General features: G+C 68.2%; 20 protein-coding genes and 3 pseudogenes. 7 read left to right on the forward strand and 16 right to left on the reverse strand.

Features of this window, described 5'->3' with window-relative positions:
- The first annotated feature begins 19 nt into the window (after nucleotides 1–19).
- The 3 genes from BN118_RS02545 to kch all read left to right on the forward strand — a co-directional run bounded on the left by BN118_RS02545 (nucleotide 20) and on the right by kch (nucleotide 3,286).
- Nucleotides 20–1,123 carry an AI-2E family transporter gene (locus BN118_RS02545; protein WP_003807735.1) on the forward strand — a complete coding sequence of 368 codons (1,104 nt, stop codon included), beginning with the start codon at nucleotides 20–22 and terminating at the stop codon, nucleotides 1,121–1,123.
- 86 nt (nucleotides 1,124–1,209) lie between these two features.
- Nucleotides 1,210–1,974, forward strand: a complete 765-nt coding sequence (locus BN118_RS02550) for a phytanoyl-CoA dioxygenase family protein (RefSeq protein WP_010931562.1) — start codon at nucleotides 1,210–1,212, stop codon at nucleotides 1,972–1,974.
- Nucleotides 1,975–2,095: 121 nt separating this feature from the next.
- The gene (gene kch / locus BN118_RS02555) at nucleotides 2,096–3,286 is read left to right on the forward strand and encodes a voltage-gated potassium channel protein (protein ID WP_010931563.1); all 1,191 of its coding nucleotides are present in this window, start codon (nucleotides 2,096–2,098) and stop codon (nucleotides 3,284–3,286) included.
- On the opposite strand, the gene BN118_RS02560 is transcribed toward kch, so the two are convergent.
- The 6 genes and pseudogenes from BN118_RS02560 to BN118_RS21160 form a co-directional block, all read right to left on the reverse strand.
- The gene (locus BN118_RS02560; protein WP_005012067.1) at nucleotides 3,283–4,233 is read right to left on the reverse strand and encodes an IS481-like element IS481 family transposase; all 951 of its coding nucleotides are present in this window, start codon (nucleotides 4,231–4,233) and stop codon (nucleotides 3,283–3,285) included. The genes kch and BN118_RS02560 overlap by 4 nt on opposite strands.
- A 98-nt stretch (nucleotides 4,234–4,331) precedes the next feature.
- Nucleotides 4,332–5,237, reverse strand: a complete 906-nt coding sequence (locus tag BN118_RS02565) for an ABC transporter ATP-binding protein (protein ID WP_014905488.1) — start codon at nucleotides 5,235–5,237, stop codon at nucleotides 4,332–4,334.
- Entirely contained in the window at nucleotides 5,234–6,067 is an 834-nt protein-coding gene (locus BN118_RS02570) for an ABC transporter permease (RefSeq protein WP_003815918.1), read from the reverse strand. The genes BN118_RS02565 and BN118_RS02570 overlap by 4 nt, the downstream gene beginning before the upstream one ends.
- Nucleotides 6,068–6,078: 11 nt before the next feature.
- Nucleotides 6,079–6,911: pseudogene (locus tag BN118_RS02575) on the reverse strand (ABC transporter permease).
- A gap of 1 nt (nucleotide 6,912) precedes the next feature.
- Nucleotides 6,913–7,923 (reverse strand): ABC transporter substrate-binding protein, encoded by a 1,011-nt coding sequence (locus BN118_RS02580; RefSeq protein ID WP_010929637.1) that lies wholly within the window; start codon nucleotides 7,921–7,923, stop codon nucleotides 6,913–6,915.
- A pseudogene (locus tag BN118_RS21160) lies at nucleotides 7,920–8,935 on the reverse strand (substrate-binding domain-containing protein). The gene BN118_RS02580 and the pseudogene BN118_RS21160 overlap by 4 nt, the downstream one beginning before the upstream one ends.
- 267 nt (nucleotides 8,936–9,202) lie before the next feature.
- On the opposite strand from BN118_RS21160, the gene BN118_RS02595 reads away from it, so the two are divergent.
- On the forward strand, nucleotides 9,203–10,456 hold the full coding sequence (locus BN118_RS02595; protein ID WP_010929638.1) for an amidase: 1,254 nt from the start codon (nucleotides 9,203–9,205) through the stop codon (nucleotides 10,454–10,456).
- A gap of 90 nt (nucleotides 10,457–10,546) precedes the next feature.
- Here the strand turns inward: BN118_RS02595 and leuA are convergent, their stop codons facing one another.
- A complete protein-coding gene (gene leuA, locus BN118_RS02600) occupies nucleotides 10,547–12,247 on the reverse strand; it encodes a 2-isopropylmalate synthase (protein ID WP_010929639.1) in 1,701 nt (566 codons plus the stop codon).
- Nucleotides 12,248–12,673: 426 nt separating this feature from the next.
- Complete coding sequence (locus BN118_RS02605) at nucleotides 12,674–13,321, reverse strand: hypothetical protein (protein WP_010929640.1); 648 nt, start codon at nucleotides 13,319–13,321, stop codon at nucleotides 12,674–12,676.
- A 16-nt stretch (nucleotides 13,322–13,337) separates the two neighbouring features.
- Between BN118_RS02605 and rpoN the strand changes: the two genes are divergently transcribed.
- Both rpoN and BN118_RS02615 read left to right on the forward strand, forming a co-directional pair.
- Nucleotides 13,338–14,759: an RNA polymerase factor sigma-54 gene (rpoN, locus tag BN118_RS02610; protein WP_014905489.1), complete on the forward strand. Its 1,422-nt coding sequence runs from the start codon at nucleotides 13,338–13,340 to the stop codon at nucleotides 14,757–14,759.
- A gap of 92 nt (nucleotides 14,760–14,851) precedes the next feature.
- Nucleotides 14,852–15,154: a (2Fe-2S)-binding protein gene (locus BN118_RS02615; RefSeq protein ID WP_003815905.1), complete on the forward strand. Its 303-nt coding sequence runs from the start codon at nucleotides 14,852–14,854 to the stop codon at nucleotides 15,152–15,154.
- 27 nt (nucleotides 15,155–15,181) lie between these two features.
- Here the strand turns inward: BN118_RS02615 and BN118_RS02620 are convergent, their stop codons facing one another.
- The gene (locus BN118_RS02620; RefSeq protein WP_010929512.1) at nucleotides 15,182–16,060 is read right to left on the reverse strand and encodes a LysR substrate-binding domain-containing protein; all 879 of its coding nucleotides are present in this window, start codon (nucleotides 16,058–16,060) and stop codon (nucleotides 15,182–15,184) included.
- Nucleotides 16,061–16,167: 107 nt separating this feature from the next.
- Here BN118_RS02620 and BN118_RS02625 point away from each other — a divergent pair.
- Nucleotides 16,168–17,096, forward strand: a pseudogene (locus BN118_RS02625) (DMT family transporter).
- Between the two features lie 230 nt (nucleotides 17,097–17,326).
- Here BN118_RS02625 and BN118_RS02630 read toward each other — a convergent pair.
- The 7 genes from BN118_RS02630 to ubiE form a co-directional block, all read right to left on the reverse strand.
- Nucleotides 17,327–18,277, reverse strand: coding sequence for an IS481-like element IS481 family transposase (locus BN118_RS02630; RefSeq protein WP_005013747.1), 951 nt, complete (start codon nucleotides 18,275–18,277; stop codon nucleotides 17,327–17,329).
- Nucleotides 18,278–18,369: 92 nt separating this feature from the next.
- Nucleotides 18,370–18,936 carry an RNA 2',3'-cyclic phosphodiesterase gene (gene thpR / locus BN118_RS02635; RefSeq protein WP_049805779.1) on the reverse strand — a complete coding sequence of 189 codons (567 nt, stop codon included), beginning with the start codon at nucleotides 18,934–18,936 and terminating at the stop codon, nucleotides 18,370–18,372.
- An 89-nt stretch (nucleotides 18,937–19,025) separates the two neighbouring features.
- Complete coding sequence (locus tag BN118_RS02640) at nucleotides 19,026–19,907, reverse strand: ferritin family protein (RefSeq protein WP_014905490.1); 882 nt, start codon at nucleotides 19,905–19,907, stop codon at nucleotides 19,026–19,028.
- A gap of 174 nt (nucleotides 19,908–20,081) precedes the next feature.
- Nucleotides 20,082–21,644 carry a ubiquinone biosynthesis regulatory protein kinase UbiB gene (ubiB, locus tag BN118_RS02645; RefSeq protein ID WP_014905491.1) on the reverse strand — a complete coding sequence of 521 codons (1,563 nt, stop codon included), beginning with the start codon at nucleotides 21,642–21,644 and terminating at the stop codon, nucleotides 20,082–20,084.
- The gene (locus BN118_RS02650) at nucleotides 21,641–22,276 is read right to left on the reverse strand and encodes a ubiquinone biosynthesis accessory factor UbiJ (RefSeq protein WP_023853232.1); all 636 of its coding nucleotides are present in this window, start codon (nucleotides 22,274–22,276) and stop codon (nucleotides 21,641–21,643) included. Before BN118_RS02650 ends, ubiB begins: the two co-directional genes overlap by 4 nt.
- Before the next feature lie 228 nt (nucleotides 22,277–22,504).
- Nucleotides 22,505–23,527, reverse strand: coding sequence for a Tim44 domain-containing protein (locus BN118_RS02655; protein WP_010929656.1), 1,023 nt, complete (start codon nucleotides 23,525–23,527; stop codon nucleotides 22,505–22,507).
- 165 nt (nucleotides 23,528–23,692) lie between these two features.
- Nucleotides 23,693–24,469: a bifunctional demethylmenaquinone methyltransferase/2-methoxy-6-polyprenyl-1,4-benzoquinol methylase UbiE gene (gene ubiE, locus BN118_RS02660; protein ID WP_003815111.1), complete on the reverse strand. Its 777-nt coding sequence runs from the start codon at nucleotides 24,467–24,469 to the stop codon at nucleotides 23,693–23,695.
- Nucleotides 24,470–24,510 lie beyond the last annotated feature (41 nt).

Below are 24,510 nucleotides of genomic sequence, written 5' to 3' on the forward strand. Positions count from 1 at the left end.
AGAGAGACCGCTTTCGCCTATGCATCAACCCGTACTGCCCGCCTTCCTGATCGCCCGCTGGCTGCTGTTGCTGGTCTTGCTGGCCGGCATCTATTTCCTCAGCGGCTTCCTGGTGCCGGCGTTGGCGGCGCTGATCATCGGCCTGGCGACCTGGCCCCTGTTCCAGCGCCTGGTGCGCGCATTCGGCGGGCGCACCACGCTGGCCGCCACCCTGGCCCTGGTGGCCGTCATCGTGATCCTGGTGGTGCCGCTGTCGCTGGCGCTGTCGTACGCCATCAAGGAGGCCGGCAACTTCTTCGCCTGGGCGCTGGCGGCCAACAAGCACGGCGTGGACGTGCCGGCCTGGATCATGTCGCTGCCCATGGTGGGAGAGCGCCTGGCCGAGTACTGGCGCACCTACCTGGGTGAGCCCCACGCCCTGGGCGCCCTGGTCGAGATCGTCAGCGGCGAGCACCTGGGCAACATCTACCGCATGGTGCTGTCGGCCACGGGCAATGCCTTCCAGCTGCTGCTGACCGTGCTGTTCATGCTGATCACCCTGTTCTTCGTCTACAAGGACGGCACCCGCATGGTGGGCCAGCTCGACATCCTGGGCGAGCGCGTCCTGCCGGCGCGCTGGCAGCGCTTCTCGCGCGTGGTGCCGGCCACGGTCAGCTCCACCGTGACGGGCATGTGCCTGATCGCCCTGGGCGAGGGCGTCGTGCTCGGCCTGGCCTATTGGGTGGCCGGCGTGCCCTCGCCGGTGCTGCTGGGGGTCATCACCGGGTTCATGGCGCTGGTGCCGGGCGGCGCGCCGCTGTCGTTCACGCTGGTGTCGCTGTACCTGGTCGGCTCGGGCCACCTGGTGGCCGGCATCGGCCTGTTCGTCTGGGGCACGGTCGAACTGTTCATCGTCGACAAGACTCTGCGGCCCCGCCTGGTGGGCGGGCCGGTCAAGCTGCCGTTCCTGCCGACCTTCTTCGGGCTGGTCGGCGGCGTCAAGACCATGGGCATTGTCGGGCTGTTCGTCGGCCCGGTGCTGATGGCGCTGCTGGTGGCGATCTGGCGCGAGTGGGTGCGCAATGTCGAGCGCGAGCGCGACCAGTCGATCCTGAACCCCGAGGGCGAGGAACCGGCGGCCTGACGGCGCCCGGCAAAGGAGTATGCTTGCAGGGCGCGCGGCCAAGGGTTGAGCCGCGCGCATCCAATCTGCCAGTCAAGAGGTTCGGGATGTCCGCCGCATTGGTCGCACAGCAGGTCGCTACGCTGCGTGAGCAGGGTTTCGCGGTCGTGCGCAATTTTGCTTCCCCGCCGGTGCGCCAGGCGCTGCGGGAATTGGCCTTGCAACACCTGGCGCAGACCGTGGACCCGGTCGAGTACGAGGCCGATCTCAAATACCCGGGCGCGCCCAGCTCGCGCCTGGCCGCCGGCGGCCAGACGGTACGCCGGCTGCTCGACGCCTACGGGCGCGACCAGCGTTTTCGCGACTGGGCCACGCAGGCGGCCATCGGCGCCTTCCTGCGCGCCTATTTCCAGGACACGCCGGTGCTTTCCACGGTGCACCACAACTGCATCATGACCAAGCATCCGGCCTTCGGCAGCCTGACCGGCTGGCACCAGGATATCCGTTACTGGTCATTCAGCGACGACGACCTGGTGTCCTGTTGGCTGGCGCTGGGCGACGAGCGGGCCGACAACGGCGGGCTGTATTTCGTGCCCGGTTCGCACACGGCGTCGTTCATGCCCGAACAGTACGACGCACGGAAGTTCTTCCGCGACGACCTGCCGCAGAACCAGGAATGGATAGGCCGGGCCGTCTGCCCGGAACTGCAGGCGGGCGACGTGGTGTTCTTCCATTGCCGCACCTTGCATGCGGCGCGCCAGAACGCCACCGATACGGTCAAACTGTCGCTGGTGCACACCTACCATCCGGCCAGCTGCCACCCGCTGCCCGGTACGCGCTCGGCCGGCTCGCCCGGCGTGCCGCTGCCTTGAGGTCCGGCCACGCGCGGCGCCCTGCGCCGCCTGGCCATGTCGGACGCACGCCAGGGGGGCGCACGGCGGCGCGGCGCTACGCTACACTGGCCGCGCTGTTTCGTCCGCGAGCGCTTGCCCCATGATCAGACTGCGCAATTTCCTGCGCCGCATCGGCCGCTACTTCCCGCCCAATTGGTGGCTGGCGGCGCTGGTTGCCATCGACGGCTATCTGTTCGTGCGCCCCGTGCTCGGGCGCGCGGTCGATTACCCCATGGACTACTGGCTGTCGTTCGACAGCTGGCGCGATGCGATGGACGCCGTCGGGCTGCTGCAGATCCCGCGCGTCATCCTCGGCGCCGGCCTGCTGCTGATGGCGGCCGGGCTGGTGCTCAAGGCGCGTATCGCCTGGGCTTTCTCGCTGGTGTTGCTGGGCGCCATCGGCGTGGTGGCCGGGTGGGACGGCGGGCATGGCCTGCTGCTGGCCTACACGGGCGTGCTGATCGCGGCGCTGGTGTGCTTCTGGCGCCGCTTCGATCGCGCCAGCCTGGCGGCCGGCAGCCTGTTCGCCGTGATCAGCATCACGTCGCTGCTGATCTACGCCGTGTTCGGCACGCTCTACCTGGGCGCCGAGTTCTCGCCCAAGGTCGAGAGCCCCGCCACCGCGTTCTATTTCTCCATCGTGTCGATGTCCACCGTGGGCTATGGCGATATCACTCCGCAGACGACCGCCGCGCGGCTGTTCGCGGCCTCGATCATCATCCTGGGCATCACGGTGTTCGCCACGTCGATCAGCGCCATCGCCGGGCCGGTGATCGGCGGCAATCTCAAACGGCTGGTCCGAGGACGGATATCCCACGCCATGCGCAAACATCACATCATCATCGCCGGCGCCACGCCGCTGGCGCAAAGCGTCTACGCCGGCATGCGCGAACGCGGCAACAACGTCACCGTCGTGGTCGCCCCGGGCATCGCGCACAATTATCCGGAGGATGCCGACCTGGTGACCGGCGATCCCTCCAACACCGCCGTGCTGGCCGAGGCCGGCGCCGCCCATGCGCGCTATGTGCTGGCGCTGCGCGACGACGACGCCGACAACGCCTTCATCGTGCTGGCCGCCAAGGAAGTGGCCGGCCCGGACACCAAGACGGTGGCGGTGGCCAATACCGCCATGCACCTGGCCAAGATCCGCCGGGTACAGCCCGACATGGTGTTCTCGCTGCAGCTGCTGGGCGCCGAGCTGCTGGCCCGCACGCTCAGCGGCGAGACCATCGACAACGCGTTGATCACCGATCTGTTCTTCACCAAGGCCACGCCTTCGGGCGCGGCCTAGCTGTGAACTGTCAATAGGTTGTATTCGTCCAGGTTGAGTCTGGAGATGGGTACAGCGCGCCCGATGCCTTGGTGGGGTCGATGCCAGTTGTAGTGGTGTAGCCAGGATTTCATGGCATCGGCTCGGTGTTGGGAGTTCTGGTAGGTGTGAGCGTAAGCCCACTCACGCAAGGCCGACTGGATGAAGCGTTCGGCCTTGCCATTGGTCTGTGGGCGGTAAGGTCGGGTAAAGCGGTGCTTGATGCCCAGCTCATGGCACAGCGCGGCGAAGGCGCGGCTGCGAAAGGCCGAGCCATTGTCGGTGAGCAAGCGCTGGATGGTCACGCCCAGGCGCTGGTAGTAGGCCACTGCGTCCTTGAGGAACTGGACGGCGCTGGGGAAGCGCTCGTCGGGGTGGATGTCGGTGAAGGCCACGCGGGCGTGGTCATCGATGGCCACGAAGACGAAGTCCCAGCCGGCCCCCTCAACGGTATCGCGTCGGTTGCCCGTGACCCGGTGGCCAGGGCGCTGGATACGTCCCAGCTTCTTGATGTCGATGTGCAGCAGATCGCCGGGGGCCTGATGCTCGTAGCGCACCACCGGCTCGGCCGGCTCCAGGTCGGCCAGGTGCGACAGACCGGCGCGGGCCAGGACGCGGCTGACGGTGCTGGCTGACACGCCCAGCGCCTGGGCGATGCGCGCTTGGGTCAGCCGCTTGCGGCGCAGCTCCACGATAGCCAGCGCCTTGGCCGGCGCAATCGCTCGGGGCGAGACCGTCGGGCGCGAGGACGCATCGGCCAAGCCCGCCTGGCCCTGAGCCAGGAAGCGGCCCAGCCATTTGCGCACAGTCGGCGCGGTGACCCCATAGGCGCGGGCCGCTTCAGGCACACAAACTTGATGGGCGATCAATTGCTGGACCATTTCGAGTCGACGTAGGAAGGTCAATCGGGCATGCTTATGGGTGTTCATCCGGCCGGGCTCCTTGAGTGAACTGGGGGGTTGGCGATTTCCAGTTTCTCAAATCCGGTTCGGATGAACCATGCATACAACCTATTGAATCTTCACACCTAGCCGTCGTCGAGGCCGATTTCGTAGCGTACCGAGCCGCCCAGGAAGAAGCGGGCCAGCACGCGAGCGTGCAGCGCTCCGTCGCACGGCGCCTGCAGGCGGGCGTGATGCGGGCGGAATGCCAGCGGTTCGTCGCCGGCAACCAGCAGGCCGTCGCGCGTGGCCGCGCGGACGCGGCACAGCGTGCCCAGGAACTCGCCGACGAATTCGGTGGCGGGCTCGCGGTACAGCGTTTCGGCATGGCCGATCTGTTCCAGCCGGCCCGCCGACATGACCGCGATGCGATCGCCCAGCATCATGGCCTCGTCCTGGTCATGCGTAACGATGATGGTGGTGATGTCCAGGCCGCGCAGCATCTGCGCCAGTTCGACGCGCAGGTGCTCGCGCAGCTTGGCATCCAGCGCGGTCAGGGGTTCGTCCAGCAGCAGCACGCGCGGCTCGATGGCCAGCGCGCGCGCCAGCGCCACGCGCTGGCGCTGGCCGCCGGAAAGCTGCGAGATGCGGCGTCCGGCCAGGGCCTGCAGCTGTACCAGTTCCAGCATCTGCCGCACGCGCGCCGTGCGCGCCGCCTCGGCCATGCCGCGTACGCGTAGGCCATAGCCGACGTTGTCGGCCACCGTCATGTTGGGAAACAGCGCATAGCTCTGGAACACCACGCCAACTCCCCGCGCTTCCGGGGCGAGCGCGGTGACGTCTTCGTCGCCATAGAGGATGCGGGTGCCGGCGTCGGGCTGCTCCAGGCCGCAGATCAGCCGCAGCAGCGTGGTCTTGCCACAGCCCGAGGGCCCCAGCAGTGCGAGAATCTCGCCGCCCGGAATGTGCAGGTCCAGCGCCTGCAGCGCGCGCGAGCCGCCCGGCCAGGTCTTGGCGCAGTTTTCCAGCGTGATCGATACAGAGGCGCTCATGTTGCGGTCTTCTCGTTGGTAATGGGAGCATTGGCGGCATTGCGTTCGCCGCGGGCGGCCAGCCATTGCAGGCCGACCAGCAGCGGCATCAGCATCAGCAGGAACACCAGGGTATAAGCCGAGGCGATCTCCAGCCGCATGGACGCATAGCTGTCGGCCAGGCCGACCGGCAGCGTCTTGGTCAACGGCGTGTGCAACAGCCAGGTGAGATTGAATTCGCCGATCGACAGCGTCAGCACGGTCAGCGCGCCGGTCACGATACCCGGCGCCGCGTTGGGCACGACCACGGTCAGGAAGCGGCGCAGCCGCGACGCGCCGAGCGTGGCGGCTGCCTCGTCCAGCGTGGCGAGATCGGCGCCGGCCATGCTGGCGCGGGTGGCCCGCACCATGAAGGGCAGCGTGAAAAGCACGTGGCCGATCACGATGAACCAGATGCTGCCGCGCAGGCCGCTGACCGTGCCCCAGGACACGATCAGCGCCAGCGCCGAGGCCAGCCCCGGCACGGCCACCGGCAGGGTCAGCAGTTCCTCGAGCGCGCGCGCCATCCGGCCGTGGTGCAGCGTCAGGACCCAGGCCGCCGGCACCCCGGTCAGCGTACAGACCAACAGGGTCAGCAGCGCCACGGCGAACGAGCGCCAGATCGTATCGGCGTACAGATCCCAGACTTCGATCACCCAGCGCAGGGTCAGGCCGCTTTCCAGGCCCACGAAGTAGTTGCGCGTCAGGCCGGCCAGCACGGACAGCACCACCGGGCCGATCAGGAACGCGGCCACCGCCAGCGTGACGGTCAGGCCCAGGCGGGCGTCGGTCTTGGAATACATCGCGGACATGCCGGCCTCCCTCAAGCGCCCGCGCCGGCGCGCGCGCCGGCCAGGCTGTGCGCGGCATACAGCACCGCCCAGGTTGCCAGGCCCAGCACGATGGACAGCGCCGCCGCCACCGGAATATTGGCGTAGTTGGTGAATTCGTTATAGATCGTCAAAGGCAGCACGTCGATCTGCGTGGCCAGCGTGAACGCCGTGCCGAAGGCCCCATGCTGGTGGCGAAGCTCATGGCGCCGGCGCCCAGCAGCGCGGGCGTGAGCGCGGGCAGCTCGATATCGACGAAGCGGCGCCACGGCCGCGCGCCCAGCGTGCGGGCCGCCTCCAGCAGGCTGACGTCGATCTGCTGCGCCGCCGCGGAAATCATGCCGATGGTGCGCGGCAGCGAAAAATACAGGTAGCCCAGGAACAGCCCGCCCATGCCGTAGGCGAACACCATGGGCTCGCCGGTCATCCATTCGGTCAGCGAGCCGATGACGCCCTGGCGGCCGGCCAGCAGGATGATCAGGAAACCCACCACCACGCCGGGAAACGCCAGCGGGAACATCAGCAGCGCGACCAGCGCGCGGCGTCCGGGGAACTCGCGGTGCCAGGCCAGGAAGCGGCCGATCGGCAGCGACAGCAACAGCGTGGCCAGCGTGGCCAGCGTGGCCAGCGTGGCGACCAGCGACAGCGCCACGGTATTGAACAGGCTGCGCCAGTACTGCGGGCTGGTGACCACGATGTAATACGCCGAGTGGCCTTCCTCGACGGTGGCGCCGGTCAGCACCAGGCTGGCCATGGGCAGCAGCCAGAAGGCCAGGAACAGCGCCGCGGCCGGCGCAGCGAACAACAGCCATCCGCGGCGCTGCATATCAATTCACCTCTTTGGCGTAGCGTTCGGAGAAGCCGCGCTGGGCCACCGACATCTTCACGTAGTCCACCGTACCGGCGCGCGCGTATTCGCTGGCGGGCAGGAACTTCTTCTGCGCCTCGGCCGAGATCGCCTCGGCACGGACCGGGCGCAGGAAGGCATTGGCCCAGATGGCCTGTCCGCGTTCGGACAGCGTGAAATCCAGCACCTTGCGGCCGTTGTCCGCATGCGGCGCGTTAGCCACCAGGCTCATCACGTACGGGACGGCGATGGTTCCTTCGGCCGGGATGACGAAGTCGACGTTGGCCTCGTCCTTGTACTTGGCGCGATAGGCGTTGAAGTCATAGTCGATCAGGATCGGGATTTCGCCCGACAGCACGCGCGCATAGGCGGTCTGCTTGGGCACGATGGGCCGGTTGGCGCGCATCTTCTTGAACCAGTCGATGGCGGGATCGAAGTTGTCCAGCGTGCCGCCCAGCGCGCGGTTCAGCGCCACGGCGCCGACATAGCCGACGAAGGCCGAGGCCGGATCCAGGTAGCCCACCATGCCGCGGTACTCGGGCTTTTGCAGGTCGGCCCACGACTTGGGCACCGGCTTGCCGCGCAAGGCGTCGACATTGACCATGAAGCCCAGTGTGCCGGAGTGGATGGCGAACCATTTGCCGTCGGGATCCTTCATGCCGTCGGGGATTGCGTCCCAATGCGCCGGCTTGTAGCTTTGCACCAGCCCGTCCTTGTCGGCCTGGATGCCGAACGTGACGCCGTAGTACACCACGTCGGCCACCGGGTTGGCCTTTTCGGCGGCGATCGACGCCAATGCCTGCCCCGAGTTCTTGTTGTCGCCGGGCACCGTAATGCCGGTGGCCTCCTTGATGGCCTTGAGCTGGGTGGCCCAGTCGGCCCATTCGGGCGGACAGTTGTAGCAGATGGCGTTCTGCGCCTGGGCGGCGCCGGCGCCGATCGCCAACGCCAGCAGCGTGCCGCGCAACGCGGCCTGGATGATGCGTTTCATGGTGAGGGTTCCTCTTCGGGGCGTGGGGCGGCGGCGACGGTGCCGCCAGGGAAGATGCGATAGGGCAGGCGCGCCGATTCGATCGGCACGCCCTGTTCCATGTGGGCCAGCAGGCGGGCGCACGCGGCCGCGCCGATGTCGCGGCTCGGTTGCGCGACGGTGCACAGCGTGGGCACCATCAATGCGCCGATCGCCACGCCGTCGAAGCCGCACACCGAGATGTCGCGCGGCACGCGCAGGCCCAGTTCGACCAGATGCGCGATGACGGCCGTGGCCAGCAGATCGTTGGAGCAGAACAGCGCGGTAGGGGCATGGGCGGCCTGCACGGCCTGCTGCAGGGTGGACAGGTTCGAGGCGGTGTGCGTGGGCATGGCCAGGTGCGCCACAGGTTCCAGCCCCAGCGTGCGGGCCGCGGCGCGCGCCTTCGAGGCGGCGCCGCGCCCGGTCCGAGGCGGCCAGCGGCCCGGTCACCAGCGCGATGCGGCGGTGTCCCAGATCGGCCAGGCGTTGCACCATGTCGCGCGCGGCGGCGCGGTTGTCGACCGACACAAAAGGGTGCGACCCCGATTCGTTATAGGCCAGCACATGCGGCACCTGCGCCTGTTCGAGGGCTTGCAGCGTGGCATTGCGGGCAGGGTTGCCGACGGTCAGGATCAGGCCGTCGATCTGGTGGTCGATCAGCGCCTGCACGGCGTCGGCCTCGATCGCGGGCTGGTAGTTGGTCGTCGCCATCATGACGCTGTAGCCGGCGCGGCGTGCATACTGTTCGGCGCCCTCGAAGCAATCGGCGAATACCGGGTTGGTCAGCGTGAGCAGCAGCAGGCCGATGGTGCGCGAGCGGCCGGCGCGCAGGCTGCGGCCCACGCGGTTGGGCCGAAAGCCGCTGCGTTGCGCGACCGCTTCGATATGCGCGAGCGTATCGGGCTTGAGCAGCGCGGGCTGGTTGAAGGCGCGCGATACCGTGGCGGGCGATCTCGATGATAGATGGTCGGCCTGGCGGCTTGCGGCTCACAGCGTGCCTCGCGAGGAATTGTCACGATGAAAACGATTTCATTCTAGGCATGCAGCATGACAACGATGTGTCACGGCGCCACCTTAGTCGAAATTTCCCAAAGCGCCAACGACATTGCATCGTGCAGTGCCGCAAGTTTTGCGCCATGCGCCGGGTTGCTTCTACACTCGAAGCGCGGCGCGCGCGTTCCGAAAACAAATATTGCGGCGCCGCGCATATTGCAATCCGAGTCGTGCATAAAGACATCATTGGGGAATGGGGAAAGCGATGAACCTGAATCGCATCAGCGCGTCCGAGGCCGCGCGCCTGCTGAATCGGCGCGACCTGACGGCCGAGCAATTGGCGCGGGCCTGTCTGGCTCGCATCGAGCAGCGCGAGCCGGAGGTCCAGGCCTGGACCGCGCTGCGTCCGGACGCCGTGCTGGCCGCCGCGCGCGAACTCGACCGTGGTCCGATACGCGGCGTGCTGCACGGCCTGCCGCTGGGCGTGAAGGATATGTTCGACACAGCCGATCTGCCCACCGCCTATGGGTCCGGCATCTACCAATCGCATCAGCCGCGCGCCGACGCCGCCGCGGTCGCGCTGTGCCGCGACGCGGGCGCGTTGGTGCTGGGCAAGACCGCCACCACCGAGTTCGCCACCTACCACCCCGGCCCCACGCGCAATCCGCGCAACACGGCCTATACGCCGGGCGGCTCGTCCAGCGGGTCGGCCGCGGCCGTGGCCGACGACATGGTGCCGCTGGCGCTGGGCACGCAAACTGCCGGCTCGGTGATACGGCCGGCCGCGTACTGCGGCGTGGTGGGCTACAAGCCCAGTTTCGGACGCATTTCGCGCGCCGGCCTGAAATCGCTGGCCGAAACGCTCGATACCGTCGGCATGTTCGCGCGCAGCGTCGACGACGTGGCCTTGCTGGCCTCGGCCTTGATGCGCGACGCGCGGCTGCGCGAATTGCGCTATGACGGCACCCCGCGCGTGGCCATGTTCCGCAGCCCGCAATGGCGCCATACCCTGCCCGAAACGCGTCCAGCGTTCGAGCGCGCCGCGCGCGCGCTTTCGCAGGCGGGCGCCGTCGTGGAGGAACTGGCGCCGCCGCCCAACGAGGATTGCGGGCTGGCGCAGCTGCATAGCGATGTGATGGCCTACGAGGCCGCGCAGGCGCTGGCTTTCGAACGCATCCACTACCCATCGCAACTGAGCACCAAGCTGGCGGCGATGCTGGAGGCCGGCGCCGCGCTGACCGCCGAGCAATACCTGGCCCACCTGGCGCAGGCGGGGCAGGCGCGCGCGAAAGTGGCCGAATGGCTGCAGCGCTACGACGTGCTGCTGGCGCCCAGCGCTACCGGCGATCCGCTGTTCTGCCGGGCCTGGACCTTGTTCGGCGTACCGTGCGTGCACCTGCCGTTCGCGCAAGGGCCGCAAGGCTTGCCGGTGGGGTTGCAGGTCGTGGGAGGGTTTCGCGACGACCAGCGCCTGCTGGCGATCGCGCGCTGGATGAATGGCGTGCTGGCGGCGGATTGACGCTGCCGGGGTAGCGGGTGCCGGTCCCCGCACGGGGAGCGACTCCTGCGGCAAGGGTGCCTGTCCCCGCGGGGACAGGCACCCGAGGGGTTACGCGGCGACGGCTTCGGTTTCGGTGGCTTGCGTAGCGGCGACGTGATGGCGGTTGACGGCGCCCAGCACAGCCTTGAAGGAGGCAGTGACGATGTCGCGGTCGATGCCTACGCCGAAGCCGGTGGGCGAATCGCCAACGCGCACTTCCACGTAGCAGGCGGCGCGGGTGTCGGTGCCGATGGCGTGCTCGTGGTAGTCCATGATGCGCACAGGCACGTCCAGCGCCGCCACGAAGGCCGAGATCGCGCCGTCGCCGCTACCCTTCACGATGCGGCGCTCGCCGTTGAAGCTGAGTTCGGCCTCGATGCTGAAGTGCTTGCCCTCGCCGGCCGACGGATCGCCGTCGATACGGTGGCGGACCAGCTGCCAGGGCTGCTGCTGCGCCAGGTATTCGCTGTCGAAGATCGTGTAGACGTCGTCCGAGGATACCTCGCGGCCGGTTTCGTCGGTAACGCGCTGGATGGCGCGGCTGAATTCGATCTGCAGGCGGCGCGGCAAGACCAGGCCGTGCTCCTGTTCGAGCAGGTAGGACACCCCGCCCTTGCCCGACTGGCTGTTGACGCGGATGACGGCGTCATAGCTGCGGCCCAGGTCGGCAGGGTCGATCGGCAGGTAAGGCACTTCCCAGGGAGCGTCGGCCTGCTGTTGCGCGAAGCCCTTCTTGATGGCGTCCTGGTGCGAGCCGGAGAATGCCGTGAAGACCAGGTCGCCCGCGTACGGATGGCGCGGATGGACCGGCAACTGGTTGCAGTACTCGGCGCAGCGGCGCACTTCGTCGATGTCGGAGAAGTCCAGGCCGGGGTGCACGCCCTGCGTATAGAGGTTGAGCGCCAGCGTGACCAGGTCGACGTTGCCGGTGCGCTCGCCGCTGCCGAACAGGCAGCCCTCGATGCGGTCGGCGCCGGCCATCACGGCGAATTCGGCGGCCGCCACGGCGGTGCCGCGGTCATTGTGCGGGTGCACGCTCAACACGATGCTGTCGCGGCGCGCGAGGTTCTTGTGCATCCACTCGATCTGGTCGGCGTACATGTTGGGCGAAGTCGCCTCGATGGTGGCCGGCAGGTTGAGCACCATCTTGCGCTGGGGCGTGGCGTCCCATTCGTCGGCCACCGCGTTGGAGACGTCGAGCGCGAATTCGGGCTCGGTGGTGCTGAAGACTTCGGGCGAGTACTCGTAGCGCCATTGCGTTTGCGGGTACTTCGCCATGTACTGCTTGACCATGCGCGTGCCGGTGACCGCGATGTTCTTGATTTCGTCGCGGCTCATGTTGAACACGATCTTGCGGAAAGCCGGAGCGCAGGCGTTGTACAGGTGGATCATGGCCTGCCTGGCGCCGGCGGCGGCCTCGACGGTGCGGCTGATGAGATCTTCGCGCGACTGGGTCAGGACGATGATGGTGACGTCGTCCGGGATGCGCTTTTCATCGATCAGCTTGCGCACGAAGTCGAAGTCGGTTTGCGACGCCGACGGGAAGCCCACTTCGATTTCCTTGAAGCCGATCTTCACCAGCTGCTCGAAAAAACGCACCTTGCGTTCGACGCTCATGGGCTCGATCAGCGACTGGTTGCCGTCGCGCAAGTCGGTGCTCATCCAGATGGGCGGCTGGGTGATGCGGCGGCTGGGCCAGGTGCGCTCGGCGAAGTCGCGCGCAAAGGGTTGGAACGGTACGTATTTGGTGGCGGGGTTGGCGAGCATCATCAGTACACCTCGATCGGTTTCTTGTGAATCCCGTAGAGCCAGCGGTAATGACGTCGGCCATGGTGACGGCCGCGCATGGGGCTGGCCCACTGCATTGCGTTGGTCGTTTCGCGGGCAGTTTGGCCGTAAATCGGCCGGATTCAGTTTAATAAAACGGGGGAAAACGCGTGTGGCGAGCGTACGGCTGCCGAGCTACCACGGGGCACTAGGCCCGGCAACCGATCGGTAGGCGTAGTAGCGATAGGGCGGTGGGGGACACCGCGAGGCGCAGGCCGGCCACGGCCGCATTGGAGCGGTCGTAGGCAATCGCGAGGAAGGTGCGTTGGGCGGCCATAACCTATAGTCAAACACATTTCCCGGCGCAGCGCAAATGTAAACGGCGCGCCAGGGCGCGCCGTCAGGCCGGTCCGGGATGCGCCCAGGCGCTCAGCGCGCCGGCCCGATATGCGGCTCGGCGAGCCTGGGCTCGACCGCGCGCGGTTCGGTAATCCGCGGCTCGGCATGGCGCGCCGCGCAGTGGCGCTCGTCGGGGCCCGGCCGGTGCGCCGGCGCATCCAGGATGCCGGATTGCTCGCGCACCAGCGCGATCTTGCCGATGTGGTTATGCCGCAGTTCGGTGTGGGCGCGTTGCAGATCGCCCACGGTGAGCGGTTCTTCGCGCTCGCCCCACACCCAGCGCAGCACGTCCAGGACCTCCGGCGAGAGCCGCGGCGCCAGGTCGGACAGCACGTCGGTGGGGACCACGGCGGCGCGGCCGGCGGCGATGCTGGATCCCAGCCAGGCGCGTATGGAGAAAAACACGATCAGCGACCAGATCGCCACCACGCCCCACCAGAAGTAGGGGTTGACGCGGGTCAGCATGTCGACGGCCTGCTGGCCCAGGGCATGCATGCCCTCGAACGACAGCGACTTGCCGAAGGCCAGCAGCCAGGCGGCCACGAGCAGCCAGATGACGGCGGCGATGGCGACCACCACGACCCGGAATATCAGGCGGGGGAGCGCCAGTTTCAACAAGGCCTGGCCGATCAGGCGGCCGTCCTGGCGGATGCGTTCGGGCGAAGTGGGATTCATCATGCAAAATATTGTACCTATGACTCGTCCCGCGCTAGAACTTCGTCCTGGTCAACATTTGACGTTGACCCCTCAACTGCAACAGTCGATCCGGCTGTTGCAGCTGTCGTCGCTGGAGCTGGAGGCCGAACTGTCGCAGGCGCTGGCCGAGAATCCGTTGCTGGAACGCGACGAAGATCCGGCGCGCGAGGAGCAGGCCGACCCCGAGCGCGAGGCCTCGGTCGAGGCCGACGAGGCGCCGGATACCGAACTGCGCCTGGACGAGATGCCCGGTTCGGGCGGCGTTCTTCCCGACGACGACAGCGACCTGCCGCAGGCGGCGCGCCCGGATACCCTGCGCGAACACCTGCTGGGGCAGCTGGCGCTGACGCGCGCCGCGCCGCGCGATGCGGCGCTGTGCGGTCTGCTGATCGACGAACTGGACGAGAACGGCTACCTGGATTCGCCCCTGGAAGAGATCCTGACCTGGCTGCCGGCCGAGGTGCAGGCCGACCTGGACGAGCTGCGCGCGGCGCTGGCATTGCTGCAGTCGTTCGATCCGGCAGGCATCGGCGCGCGCGACATGGCCGAATGCCTGCAGCTGCAGTTGCGCCAGCCCGATCCGGCGCGCCTGCCCGAGGCGGCCGATGCCGAGGTGCTGGCCTGTGCGCGGCGCATCTGCGCGCAGCATCTGCCCTTGCTGGCCACCGGCAACGTGGCCCGCGTGCGCGAGGCCGTGCAATGCGACGAGGCGGTCGTGCGCGCCGCGCATGCGCTGATCCCGCGCCTGGAACCGCGGCCGGGCCGCGCCTGGGCGGTGCCGGCGGCCGATTACGCCATTCCCGACGTGATCGTGCGCCGTACCCGCCAGGGCTGGCAGGCGGTGCTCAACAGCGCCGTCGTGCCGCGGCTGCATGTCAATGCCGTCTATGCGCAAGTGCTGGGCGGCCAGCGCCAGGGCGGCAACGCCGGCCTGCAGGCGCAGCTGCAACAGGCGCGCTGGATGATACGCAACGTGGAGCAGCGCTTCGACACCATCCTGCGCGTGGCGCAGGCGATCGTGGCGCATCAGCAGGCGTTCTTCACCCAGGGGCCGGCGGCCATGCGGCCGCTGATCCTCAAGGACATCGCCGGCGAACTGGATCTGCACGAATCGACCATTTCGCGCGCGACGACGCAGAAGTACATGCTCACACCGTTCGGTACGCTGGAGCTCAAGCGCTTCTTTGGCGCGGGCGTGTCCACCGATGGCGGAGACGCCACCTCGGCCACCGCGGTGCAGGCGGTGATCCGCCAGATGGTGGCCGACGAGGATCGCGCCAAGCCCTTGTCGGACAGCCAGATCATGCAGCGCCTGGCCGACCAGGGCATCGTCATTGCCCGCCGCACGGTGGCCAAGTACCGCGAGGCGCTGCGGATTGCGCCAGCGACGCTGCGCAAGGCCCACGCCGCGGGTCGTTAGGACGCCTCCTAATTTGTTCCTGATTTCAGGTAGTTAGCTGCGGGATTCGTTGCAAATTTGCCGCTCGGAGCAGCTTGCGCGTGACAGAATAATTGCCGATAATTGTTCTCATGTACATTTGCATATGTAATGCCGTTACCGAACGCCAAGTCCGCGCCTGCGTGGACGCGGGCGCGGCTACGCTGGGCGATCTCCAGTTCGAACTGGGCGTGGCCACGTGCTGCGGCTGCTGCGCGGCAACCGCCACCGAGTACCTGCCCGGCGGGCGGGCCTCGAGCGTGTGCGAAGTGCGGTCGGTCGCCGTTCCGGTCAACCCGCCCGCGGCGCTCGAGCCCGTAGGCACGCCCCAACCGGCGGCCAACGGCTTTCCGATTCCCCTCGTCGCCGTCGCCTGAGCGACGCGGCGCCTTGCGCCAGCCGGCTCATGCTGCCTGGCGCAATTTATCGTCCCCACAGAAGTCCATGATCAGGCGGGCCAGTTCGTGCACCGCCCGCGAGCCCGTATCGCTCATGCACAGCGCCAGCTCGCTGGGCGCCGGGCGCGGCAGCAAGGCGTCGCAGCGCGCCATTGCGGGCGTCTGACAGCGCTGCTCCAGCAAGGCCACGCCCAATCCGCCCTCCACCGCCGCCTGCAGCCCTGACAGGTTGGGACTTTCGTATGCGATGCGCCAGCGCCGGCCGGCGCTCTCCAGCGCATGGATGGCGCGGTTGCGGTACTGGCAGCCCTGCGGGAACGCGACCAGGGCAATCGGGTCGGGCAGCGTGGCGGGGCCGCCGGCCGCGCACAGCCAGTGCAGGCGCTCGGGCCACGCCGCCCGGCTCGGGCCGGCGCCGGGCTCGCGCTTGAGCAGGACCAGGTCCAGTTCGCCGCGGGCCTGGGCCCGGTGCAGGTTGGCGCTGAGATCGCAGCGCATCGACAGCCGTACCTGCGGATGCCGGCGGGCGAAGTCGGCCACCATGTGCGTCAGCCGGGTGACCGCCAGGTCGTCGGGCAGGCCCAGCCGCACGACCTCCAGCCGCCGCTCGCCGCTGACCACCTCGCGGATTTCGTTGGAAAGCGCCAGCATGCGCCGCGCATAGCCCAGCAGCCGCTCGCCGTCCTCGGTCAGCCGCACGCCGCGCCCTTCGCGGATGAACAGCGCACATCCCAGCGCGTCTTCCAGCTTGCGGATCTGCTGGCTGACGGTCGATTGGGTGCGGTGCACGCGTTCGCCCGCACGGGTGAAGCCGCCGGCGTCGACGACGGAAACAAAGCTGTGCAGCAGGTCCAGGTCCACGGCGGTTCGCTCCGGAAAATGCATCGGTTTTTCAAATACTTTTGATCCAAATAAAGAATTTGTCAATGGATCGGGCCGCTCGCAGAATGCAGGCTAAGGTCGCCGCTGGCGGCCGGCAACGGGAAGCCATCATGAAGACCACATCGGCCGCGGCAGCGGCAGGCGCCTGGCGCGGCGCGCCGGACCGCGCGGCCACGCCCTGGGGCGCCATCGCCGTGTTCTGCCTCTTGTGGAGTTCGGCCTTTGCCGCGGCCAAGATCGCCGTGCACGATGGCCCGCCACTGGTGTTGCTGAGCGCGCGCTTCCTGCTTGCCGGCGTGCTGCTGCTGGCGGTGGCGCGCCTGGGCGCGGGATGGCGCCCGCCCGCGCCGCGCGAGCTGGCCGTGCTGGCACTGCTGGGCGTGCTCAACAATGCGCTCTACCTGGGGTTGAGCTGGACGGGCTTGACCACCGTGTCATCGGCCTTCATGGCGGTGCTGATCAGCACCAATCCCTTGTTGATCGGCATTCTGGCCGGACCGGTGCTGGGCGAGCGGCTTGGCTGGCGCAAGCTGGCGGGCCTGTGCCTGGGGCTGCTGGGCGTGGCGCTGGTGTTGCGTTCGCGCCTGTCCGGCATGCACGAAGACCTGCACGGCACCCTGCTGGCCGGCGGCGCGCTGCTCGCGCTGGTCGCCGGAACGTGCTGTACAAGCGCATGGCGCCAGCCGCCGGCCTGTGGACGGCAACCGGCGTGCAGTCGCTGGCAGGCGGGCTGGCGCTGCTGCCAGTGGCGCTGAGCCTGGAAAGCGTGGCGGACGTGCGCCTGACGGTGGGCCTGGTCGGCAGCATGGCCTACATGGTCGTGGCGGTGTCGATGGGTGGTTACTACCTGTGGTTCCTGATCCTCGGCCGCGCCAGCGCTACGTCGGCCAGCGCCCTGCATTTCCTGATGCCACCCCTGGGCCTGCTGTTCGGCTGGGCCTTGCTGGGCGAGCCGGTCTCGCGCCTGGACCTGCTGGGTATCGTGCCGATTGCGCTGGGGATCTGGCTTGCGACACGGCGCGGGCGGGCCCCGGGCTGATTTGTGGCCGCGCGCCAACGGCGCGCGCGAGCGATCGTGCGCCATGCGCGGGCACCGCATTCGGGCGGGCCCGCGGCGCGCGCCACGGCGCAATTCGCGGCGCGCATGGCGCCGCAAGCCGCATCAGGCATGGCGCATGCATGCGGCCTGTCGAATACGCATACTCATTCTCATTGTCTTGACGCTTTCAGATTGCGCTTGCATCGCTGTTCATCAAATGCGCTCTTGGGCTAGGTGTGAACTGTCAATAGGTTGTATTCGTCCAGGTTGAGTCTGGAGATGGGTACAGCGCGCCCGATGCCTTGGTGGGGTCGATGCCAGTTGTAGTGGTGTAGCCAGGATTTCATGGCATCGGCTCGGTGTTGGGAGTTCTGGTAGGTGTGAGCGTAAGCCCACTCACGCAAGGCCGACTGGATGAAGCGTTCGGCCTTGCCATTGGTCTGTGGGCGGTAAGGTCGGGTAAAGCGGTGCTTGATGCCCAGCTCATGGCACAGCGCGGCGAAGGCGCGGCTGCGAAAGGCCGAGCCATTGTCGGTGAGCAAGCGCTGGATGGTCACGCCCAGGCGCTGGTAGTAGGCCACTGCGTCCTTGAGGAACTGGACGGCGCTGGGGAAGCGCTCGTCGGGGTGGATGTCGGTGAAGGCCACGCGGGCGTGGTCATCGATGGCCACGAAGACGAAGTCCCAGCCGGCCCCCTCAACGGTATCGCGTCGGTTGCCCGTGACCCGGTGGCCAGGGCGCTGGATACGTCCCAGCTTCTTGATGTCGATGTGCAGCAGATCGCCGGGGGCCTGATGCTCGTAGCGCACCACCGGCTCGGCCGGCTCCAGGTCGGCCAGGTGCGACAGACCGGCGCGGGCCAGGACGCGGCTGACGGTGCTGGCTGACACGCCCAGCGCCTGGGCGATGCGCGCTTGGGTCAGCCGCTTGCGGCGCAGCTCCACGATAGCCAGCGCCTTGGCCGGCGCAATCGCTCGGGGCGAGACCGTCGGGCGCGAGGACGCATCGGCCAAGCCCGCCTGGCCCTGAGCCAGGAAGCGGCCCAGCCATTTGCGCACAGTCGGCGCGGTGACCCCATAGGCGCGGGCCGCTTCAGGCACACAAACTTGATGGGCGATCAATTGCTGGACCATTTCGAGTCGACGTAGGAAGGTCAATCGGGCATGCTTATGGGTGTTCATCCGGCCGAGCTCCTTGAGTGAACTGGGGGGTTGGCGATTTCCAGTTTCTCAAATCCGGTTCGGATGAACCATGCATACAACCTATTGAATCTTCACAGGTAGCTGGCCCGTCCGTGCCAGGGCTGCGATTGCACCAGCGCGTAGTGGTCGTAGCGCCACGCCACGGGCGGCGGCGGCGCGGGCGCGGTGGCATGGGCGTCCACGTTGCGCAGCAGCGTGACATGCGGCTGGAAGCCCTGCTGCGGCGCCGGCCAGCCCAGGGCGCGCAGCCACGCCCACAAGTCGTCGTGCAGCGCCGCCAGGGCGGCGTCGGCTTGCTGCGGGCCGGCCCACACGATGCGTTGGCGGGCGAACAGCCCATAGCGGGCCAGCGCCAGGGTGGCCGGCGCGATGCGCCTTGCCGCGGTGGCGGCGCCCAGCTCGGCGACCTGCGCGGGCGTGGCCGCGCCCAGGAACGCCAGCGTCAGGTGCAGGGTATCGGTGCGCATGACGCGTCCGCCGTATGCCAGCTGCGCGTGCACCGCCCAATCCGCCAGCCGGGCCGCCGTGGCGGGGTCCGGCCACAAGGCGAAGAACAGGCGGGGCGGCGCGATCGCCGCTTCGGTCGGTGGGTGGGCCATGCGCGCATTATCGTCCGAAGCGCGGCAGGACCGAAGCACCGGCACACCGGCGCCCGTCCCGACATGGTGTGCCTGTCCCCGCCGGGACAGGCCCCCCCGCCATGCGCCATCCTGGCGGGACGCCGCCCCTAGGCCCCGGCCAGCACCAAGCCTTCCTGGGGCGCCAGCACGCGGCCGGTCTGCTCCTTGCGGTAGCGGTTCAGGTCCTTGACGCTGTCGAACTGGCGATCGAGCAGCTTGGACAGGATGTGCAGGATGCGGGTGGCGACCTTGCCCTCCCAGGTGCCGTCGAAACGGATCTGGGTGTCGAGCCAGTGCTCCAGCCAGCCCGGCTCGGGCAGGCGCGACTGCACCGTGTCGTTGGGGAACAGGGCCTTGTTGACGTGCAGGTTGGTCGGATGCATGGCCTGCGCGGTGCGGCTGGCCGAAGCCATCAGCACGCCGATCTTGGCGAACGACTGGCGGGCTTGCAGGCTGGTCTGGTCGCCGCGATTGTGCAGCGCGCGGCGCATGTACTGCAGGTAGGCGCCGGCATGGCGCGCCTCGTCCTTGGCGACCGTGCGGTAGATCGCCTTGATCACCGGCTCGGTGTGCCAGTCAGCGGCGCAGCGGTACCAGTGGTTTAGCCGGATCTCGCCGCAGAAATGCAGCATCAGCGTCTCCAGCTCCGGGGCCGGGTCGAACTCGAAACGGACCTTGTGTAGCTCCTCTTCGGTCGGCATCAGTTCCGGCCGGAAGCGGCGCAGGTATTCGATCAGGACCAGCGAATGCTTCTGCTCTTCGAAAAACCAGACCGACATGAACGCGCAGAAGAAATCGCTGTCGCCGCGGTTGTCGCGCAGGAACATCTCGGTGGCCGGCAAGGCCGCCCACTCGGTGATCGCGTTCATCTTGATGGTGTGGGCTTGCTCGTCCGACAGCTTGCTGCCGTCGAAGTCGTCCCATGGGATATCGGACGCCATATTCCAGCGCACCGCTTCCATGGTTTTGAAGAGTTCAGGGTAAAGCATAGTCGGCCCTTGTTCAGAATTCCCGCTTGGGGCTCATAGGATGGTGAAAATCGGTTCGGGTCGGCCGCGTCGAACACGGACCTGGCGAGTTCTACTAGTTATCGCCGGTTACCGCGAAGCTGTAATGACAGTTCGGTGACGAAACCATGACAGGAGGACTCAAATCATGATTCGCTACCGGTTCAAGGCCCACAGGGCCACGGCCACCGCCACGGCCAGCACCGCGGTCAGGGCGGCCGTCAGCCGATTGCCCTGCTCCTGGGCGCGGCGCAGGCGGTTCATCTCGGCCAGCAGGTGCGGCGTCAGGTTGGGACGGCTGAAATGCTCGTGCACCAGGCGCGGCAACGATGGCAGCATCTGCGACCATTGGCCGGCCTCCTTGGCCAGGCTCTGGCGCAGCCCCGTCAGGCCGATGCGCTGCCGCATCCAGTGCTCGAGATAGGGCTTGGCGGTTTTCCAGAGATCCAGGTTGGGATCGAGCTGGCGCCCCAGGCCTTCGACGTTGAGCAGGGTTTTCTGCAGCAGCACCAGCTGCGGCTGGATCTCGACATTGAAGCGGCGCGAGGTCTGGAACAGCCGCAGCAGCACCTGGCCCAGCGAGATCTCGGCCAGCGGACGGTCGAAATAGGGTTCGCACACCGCGCGCACCGCGCCTTCGAGCTCTTCCTCGCGGGTTTCGGGCGGCACCCAGCCCGACTCGATATGCAGCTGGGCCACGCGGCGATAGTCGCGGTGGAAAAAGGCCAGGAAATTCTGCGCCAGGTAATTCTTGTCGAACTCGGACAACGAGCCGACGATGCCGAAGTCCAGCGCGATATAGCGGCCCAGCGTCTGCGGCGCATCGGACACGTAGATATTGCCCGGGTGCATGTCGGCGTGGAAAAACCCGTCGGTGAAGACCTGGGTGAAGAAGATTTCCACCCCGCTGCGCGCCAGCGTCGGGATATCGATACCGGCGGCGCGCAGGCGGTCGACCTGGCCGACCGGGATACCGTACATGCGCTGCATGGTGAACACCGTGCTGGCGGTGTACTCCCATACCACCTCGGGAACGATCAGCATCTCGCCGCGGCCCGACTCCGGGCCGAAGTTGCGCCGCAACTGGCTGCAATTGGACGCCTCGCGCACCAGGTCGAGTTCGTCGTGCAGGTATTTGTCGAACTCGGCCACGACCTCGCGCGGCTTCAGCCGCCGGCCGTCGGCGCCCAGGCGCTCGATCACGCCGGCCACCACGCGCAGCAGCGCCAGGTCCTTTTCGATGACGTTGAGCATGCCCGGACGCAGCACCTTGACCGCCACCTCGCGGCCGTCGTGCAGCACGGCGAAGTGCACCTGGGCGATCGAGGCCGAAGCCACCGGATCGACGTCGAACTGGGCGAACAATTGCGCCGGCGGCGCGCCCAGCGCCGCCTCGATGCAGGCAGCCGCCTGCGCCGACGGAAATGGCGGCACGCGATCCTGCAGCAGCGCCAGCTCGTTGGCGATATCGGCCGGAATCAGGTCGCGACGCGTCGACAGCACCTGTCCGAACTTGACGAAGATCGGCCCGAGCGACTCCAGCGCCATGCGCAGCCGCACGCCGCGCGGCGCGCGCGGCCGGGTACCCAGCCGCATGATCCGCAGCAGGCACGTGGCCAGCGGGTGGTTCAGGCTCGACAGCACCAGCTCGTCGAGTCCATACCGCAGGGAAACCAGCAGGATGCGCAGCAGCCGCAGGAACGTCAGCATGGCATTCATGCGCCCCGCCTTGCGTCCAGGCGGGCCAGGCGCGCTTCCAGCGCCGCCGCCGAGCGCGCCAGCGCGTCGCTGTCGGCGCCGAACCGGGCCAGGTCCAGGCGCCATTGCTCCCATTGCGGCCGGCCCACCAGCACCGCGCTTTCCTCGGCCAGGTATTCGGAAACGTTGCGGGCCAGCCGGCCGCCGGCCTCGCGGGCGCCGCCGGCCAGCGCACGCGCGCCGCCCAACAGACGCGCCGCCGGAATGTCGCCGACCACGCGGGCCAGCTCGTCCTCGGCGTCCCAGCGCAGGTCGCGCGCCAGGTCCGCCACCACCTGCGCCAGCGCCGCGTCGCCCGAGATATGCGTCAGATCGGCGAAATCGGCGCGGCCGTCGCCGGGCAGCAGGCGAGCCAGACTGGAGGATTCGGCCGCCGACAGCGTGACGTTCGGCACCACCGCCGAATCGGCCTCCTGCACCCGCCCCTCGCTATCGATGGTCAGCGACAGCGCGAACCCGCCCAGCGCGAACCGCACGGTCTTGCCGGCGTGGCGCGCCAGCCGGTCGCGCGCCCAGGATTCGCGCTCGAGCAGCGCGTTCAGCGCGCGCGCGGCGATCCTCGGCAAGGTGGGCAGGGCAGCAAAAGGCAGCATGGAATCGACAGGCGCGGACCACCCGCGGGGTGTCCGCAGCAACAAAGACAAAAGCGCAGTGTAACGGGTTCAAAAGCACCGTGTGCCGGCTGGCCATTGATGCCGCGCAAGACCGGCCCATAAGCGAACCGGCCCTGGCGGGCCGGTTCACGGTGCAGCCCGGCCGTCGGGCCGGGACCGCGGGGCCGGTTCACGCGGGAACGGGCCCTGGCCATCCCGCCGTGGCGGTCAGCTGGCGTGTTCGACCGGAATCTGCTGGATACCTGCCAGCAGCCAGCCGCCGTCGGCCGGTTTGAACAGATTCCAGACTTCCTCGAAGCGGAACGCCTCGGTGCCCGGGGCTTCGCGCAGCATGCCGGAGAAGCGCACGCTGGCGAGGTGGCCATCGGAAACCGTCTCGATGCCGAGCAGCTCGGCGTTGAGCAGCACCACTTCGGTCTTGTTGGCGGCGGCGCCGCGCGCTTCCAGTTGCGGCTTGAGTTCGCTGATCAGGTCGTCGGTCAGGAAGTCGCGCAGGCTTTCGACCTCGCCGCTGTCCCAGATGCCCTGGATGCGCACGAACTGGTCCTTGGCCTGCTGCAGGAAACGCGGCGTGTCGAAATCACCCGGGATGAACCAGTTGCCGTCGTCGCCGGCCTTGGGCAGCGCGGCTGCCGCTGCGGCGGGCGCCGCGGCAGCGACCGGCGCCGCGGCGGGCTGCTGGGCAGGCGCCGGGTTCAGGCTTTCGCGCCACATGGGCTGCTGCGACGGTTGGCCGGGACGGTTGCCGCCCGCCGCGCCGTACGCGCCCTGCATGGCCTGGCGCGGCGCGCCGCCGCGCAGCCGGCGCACGATGAAGATGACGGCGAACACCACCAGGGCGATCAGCAGCATGCTGGCCATGAACTCGGCAAACGCGCCGGACAGGCCCAGGTGCGACAGCAGCGCGGCCAGGCCCAGGCCGGCGGCGATGCCGGCGATGGGGCCGAGCCAGCGCGACATGCCGCTCTTGGCGGCGGTGCCGGCGGCGGCCGTGCCTGCGGCGGCGGTAGCCGGACGCGCGGCGCTGGTGGCGCCGGCGGTGGAGCCCGCCCCGGCGGCCGGCGGCGTCACGGCCTGGCGCTGCTGGGTGATATTGGTGGATTGGCGGCCAAAGCTGGAGCCACCGCCCATGCGGCGGGCCTCCGCGTCAAACGACGCGCCCACCATCGCCGTGCCGGCGACGGCGACCAGCGCCATGGCGCAAAATCGGGAAAAACGGGATCGGGACATGCTTTTGTGCTCCTCGCGTACGCGCCGCCACTCCCCCGCGGGAGCGGCTGGAAAGGCCCCGGTTGGGGCCTGCGCGGCAAACCTTACAGGCAACTGAACAATCTAAGCATAACGGACAAGCCGGCACGCCACAAGTTCCCCGTGGCGCCGCGCAGGACGTGCGTTTCAGCCCAGCCGCACGCCTTCGTGCAGGGCCGCCACGCCGGCGGTCAGATTGAAGTACTGGACGCGGTCCAGGCCGGCGTCGCGCAACATGCCGGCCAGGGTTTCCTGGTCGGGGTGCATGCGGATCGATTCGGCCAGGTAACGGTAGCTGGCCTCGTCGTTGGCGACCTTCTTGCCCATCCAGGGCAGCACATTGAAGGAATACCAGTCGTAGGCCGGCGCCAGCGGCTTGGCCACGCGCGAGAATTCCAGCACCAGCAGCTTGCCGCCCGGCTTGAGCACGCGGGTCATTTCGGCCAGGGCGCGGTCCTTGTGGGTCATGTTGCGCAGGCCGAAGGCCACGCTGACGCGGTCGAAATACTGCGACGGGAACGGCAGGCGCTCGGCGTCGCAGACCGCGGTGGGCACCAGCAGGCCGCTGTCGGTCAGGCGATCGCGGCCGACGCGCAGCATGGATTCGTTGATATCGGTCAGCCACACTTCGCCGCTGGGGCCGGCGCGCTTGGCGAAGGCGCGCGCCAGGTCGCCCGTGCCGCCGGCGATGTCCAGCACCTTCATGCCCGGCCGGACCGCGGCGCGCCCGATCGTGAAAGCCTTCCAGACGCGGTGCAGGCCGGCCGACATGAGATCGTTCATGACGTCGTAGCGCGAGGCGACCGAATGGAAGACCTCGGCGACCTTGCGGGCCTTGTCGGCTTCGGGCACGGACTGGAAGCCGAAATGCGTGGATTGCTCGCCCTGCGGCGCCGATTCGGGCTGGGAATGAGGAGTTTGCATGGTGAAGTCCCGGTATATGGTCCAATGGTAGCCGATCGGAA

The sequence above is a fragment of the Bordetella pertussis 18323 genome, from assembly GCF_000306945.1.
Classification (GTDB): Bacteria; Pseudomonadota; Gammaproteobacteria; order Burkholderiales; family Burkholderiaceae_B; genus Bordetella; species Bordetella pertussis.

What these genes read in the sequence shown, in the direction of transcription:
- kch (WP_010931563.1), top strand. Translation starts at nt 2,096, where the DNA reads ATGATCAGACTGCGCAATTTCCTGCGCCGCATCGGCCGCTACTTCCCG.
- BN118_RS02620 (WP_010929512.1), bottom strand. Translation starts at nt 16,060, where the DNA reads ATGCATTTTCCGGAGCGAACCGCCGTGGACCTGGACCTGCTGCACAGC.
- BN118_RS02550 (WP_010931562.1), top strand. Translation starts at nt 1,210, where the DNA reads ATGTCCGCCGCATTGGTCGCACAGCAGGTCGCTACGCTGCGTGAGCAG.
- BN118_RS02655 (WP_010929656.1), bottom strand. Translation starts at nt 23,527, where the DNA reads ATGTCCCGATCCCGTTTTTCCCGATTTTGCGCCATGGCGCTGGTCGCC.
- BN118_RS02580 (WP_010929637.1), bottom strand. Translation starts at nt 7,923, where the DNA reads ATGAAACGCATCATCCAGGCCGCGTTGCGCGGCACGCTGCTGGCGTTG.
- BN118_RS02565 (WP_014905488.1), bottom strand. Translation starts at nt 5,237, where the DNA reads ATGAGCGCCTCTGTATCGATCACGCTGGAAAACTGCGCCAAGACCTGG.
- BN118_RS02650 (WP_023853232.1), bottom strand. Translation starts at nt 22,276, where the DNA reads ATGCTGCCTTTTGCTGCCCTGCCCACCTTGCCGAGGATCGCCGCGCGC.
- BN118_RS02640 (WP_014905490.1), bottom strand. Translation starts at nt 19,907, where the DNA reads ATGCTTTACCCTGAACTCTTCAAAACCATGGAAGCGGTGCGCTGGAAT.
- leuA (WP_010929639.1), bottom strand. Translation starts at nt 12,247, where the DNA reads ATGATGCTCGCCAACCCCGCCACCAAATACGTACCGTTCCAACCCTTT.
- BN118_RS02560 (WP_005012067.1), bottom strand. Translation starts at nt 4,233, where the DNA reads ATGAACACCCATAAGCATGCCCGATTGACCTTCCTACGTCGACTCGAA.
- BN118_RS02595 (WP_010929638.1), top strand. Translation starts at nt 9,203, where the DNA reads ATGAACCTGAATCGCATCAGCGCGTCCGAGGCCGCGCGCCTGCTGAAT.
- BN118_RS02570 (WP_003815918.1), bottom strand. Translation starts at nt 6,067, where the DNA reads ATGTCCGCGATGTATTCCAAGACCGACGCCCGCCTGGGCCTGACCGTC.
- BN118_RS02630 (WP_005013747.1), bottom strand. Translation starts at nt 18,277, where the DNA reads ATGAACACCCATAAGCATGCCCGATTGACCTTCCTACGTCGACTCGAA.
- ubiE (WP_003815111.1), bottom strand. Translation starts at nt 24,469, where the DNA reads ATGCAAACTCCTCATTCCCAGCCCGAATCGGCGCCGCAGGGCGAGCAA.
- BN118_RS02605 (WP_010929640.1), bottom strand. Translation starts at nt 13,321, where the DNA reads ATGATGAATCCCACTTCGCCCGAACGCATCCGCCAGGACGGCCGCCTG.
- BN118_RS02545 (WP_003807735.1), top strand. Translation starts at nt 20, where the DNA reads ATGCATCAACCCGTACTGCCCGCCTTCCTGATCGCCCGCTGGCTGCTG.
- rpoN (WP_014905489.1), top strand. Translation starts at nt 13,338, where the DNA reads ATGACTCGTCCCGCGCTAGAACTTCGTCCTGGTCAACATTTGACGTTG.
- ubiB (WP_014905491.1), bottom strand. Translation starts at nt 21,644, where the DNA reads ATGAATGCCATGCTGACGTTCCTGCGGCTGCTGCGCATCCTGCTGGTT.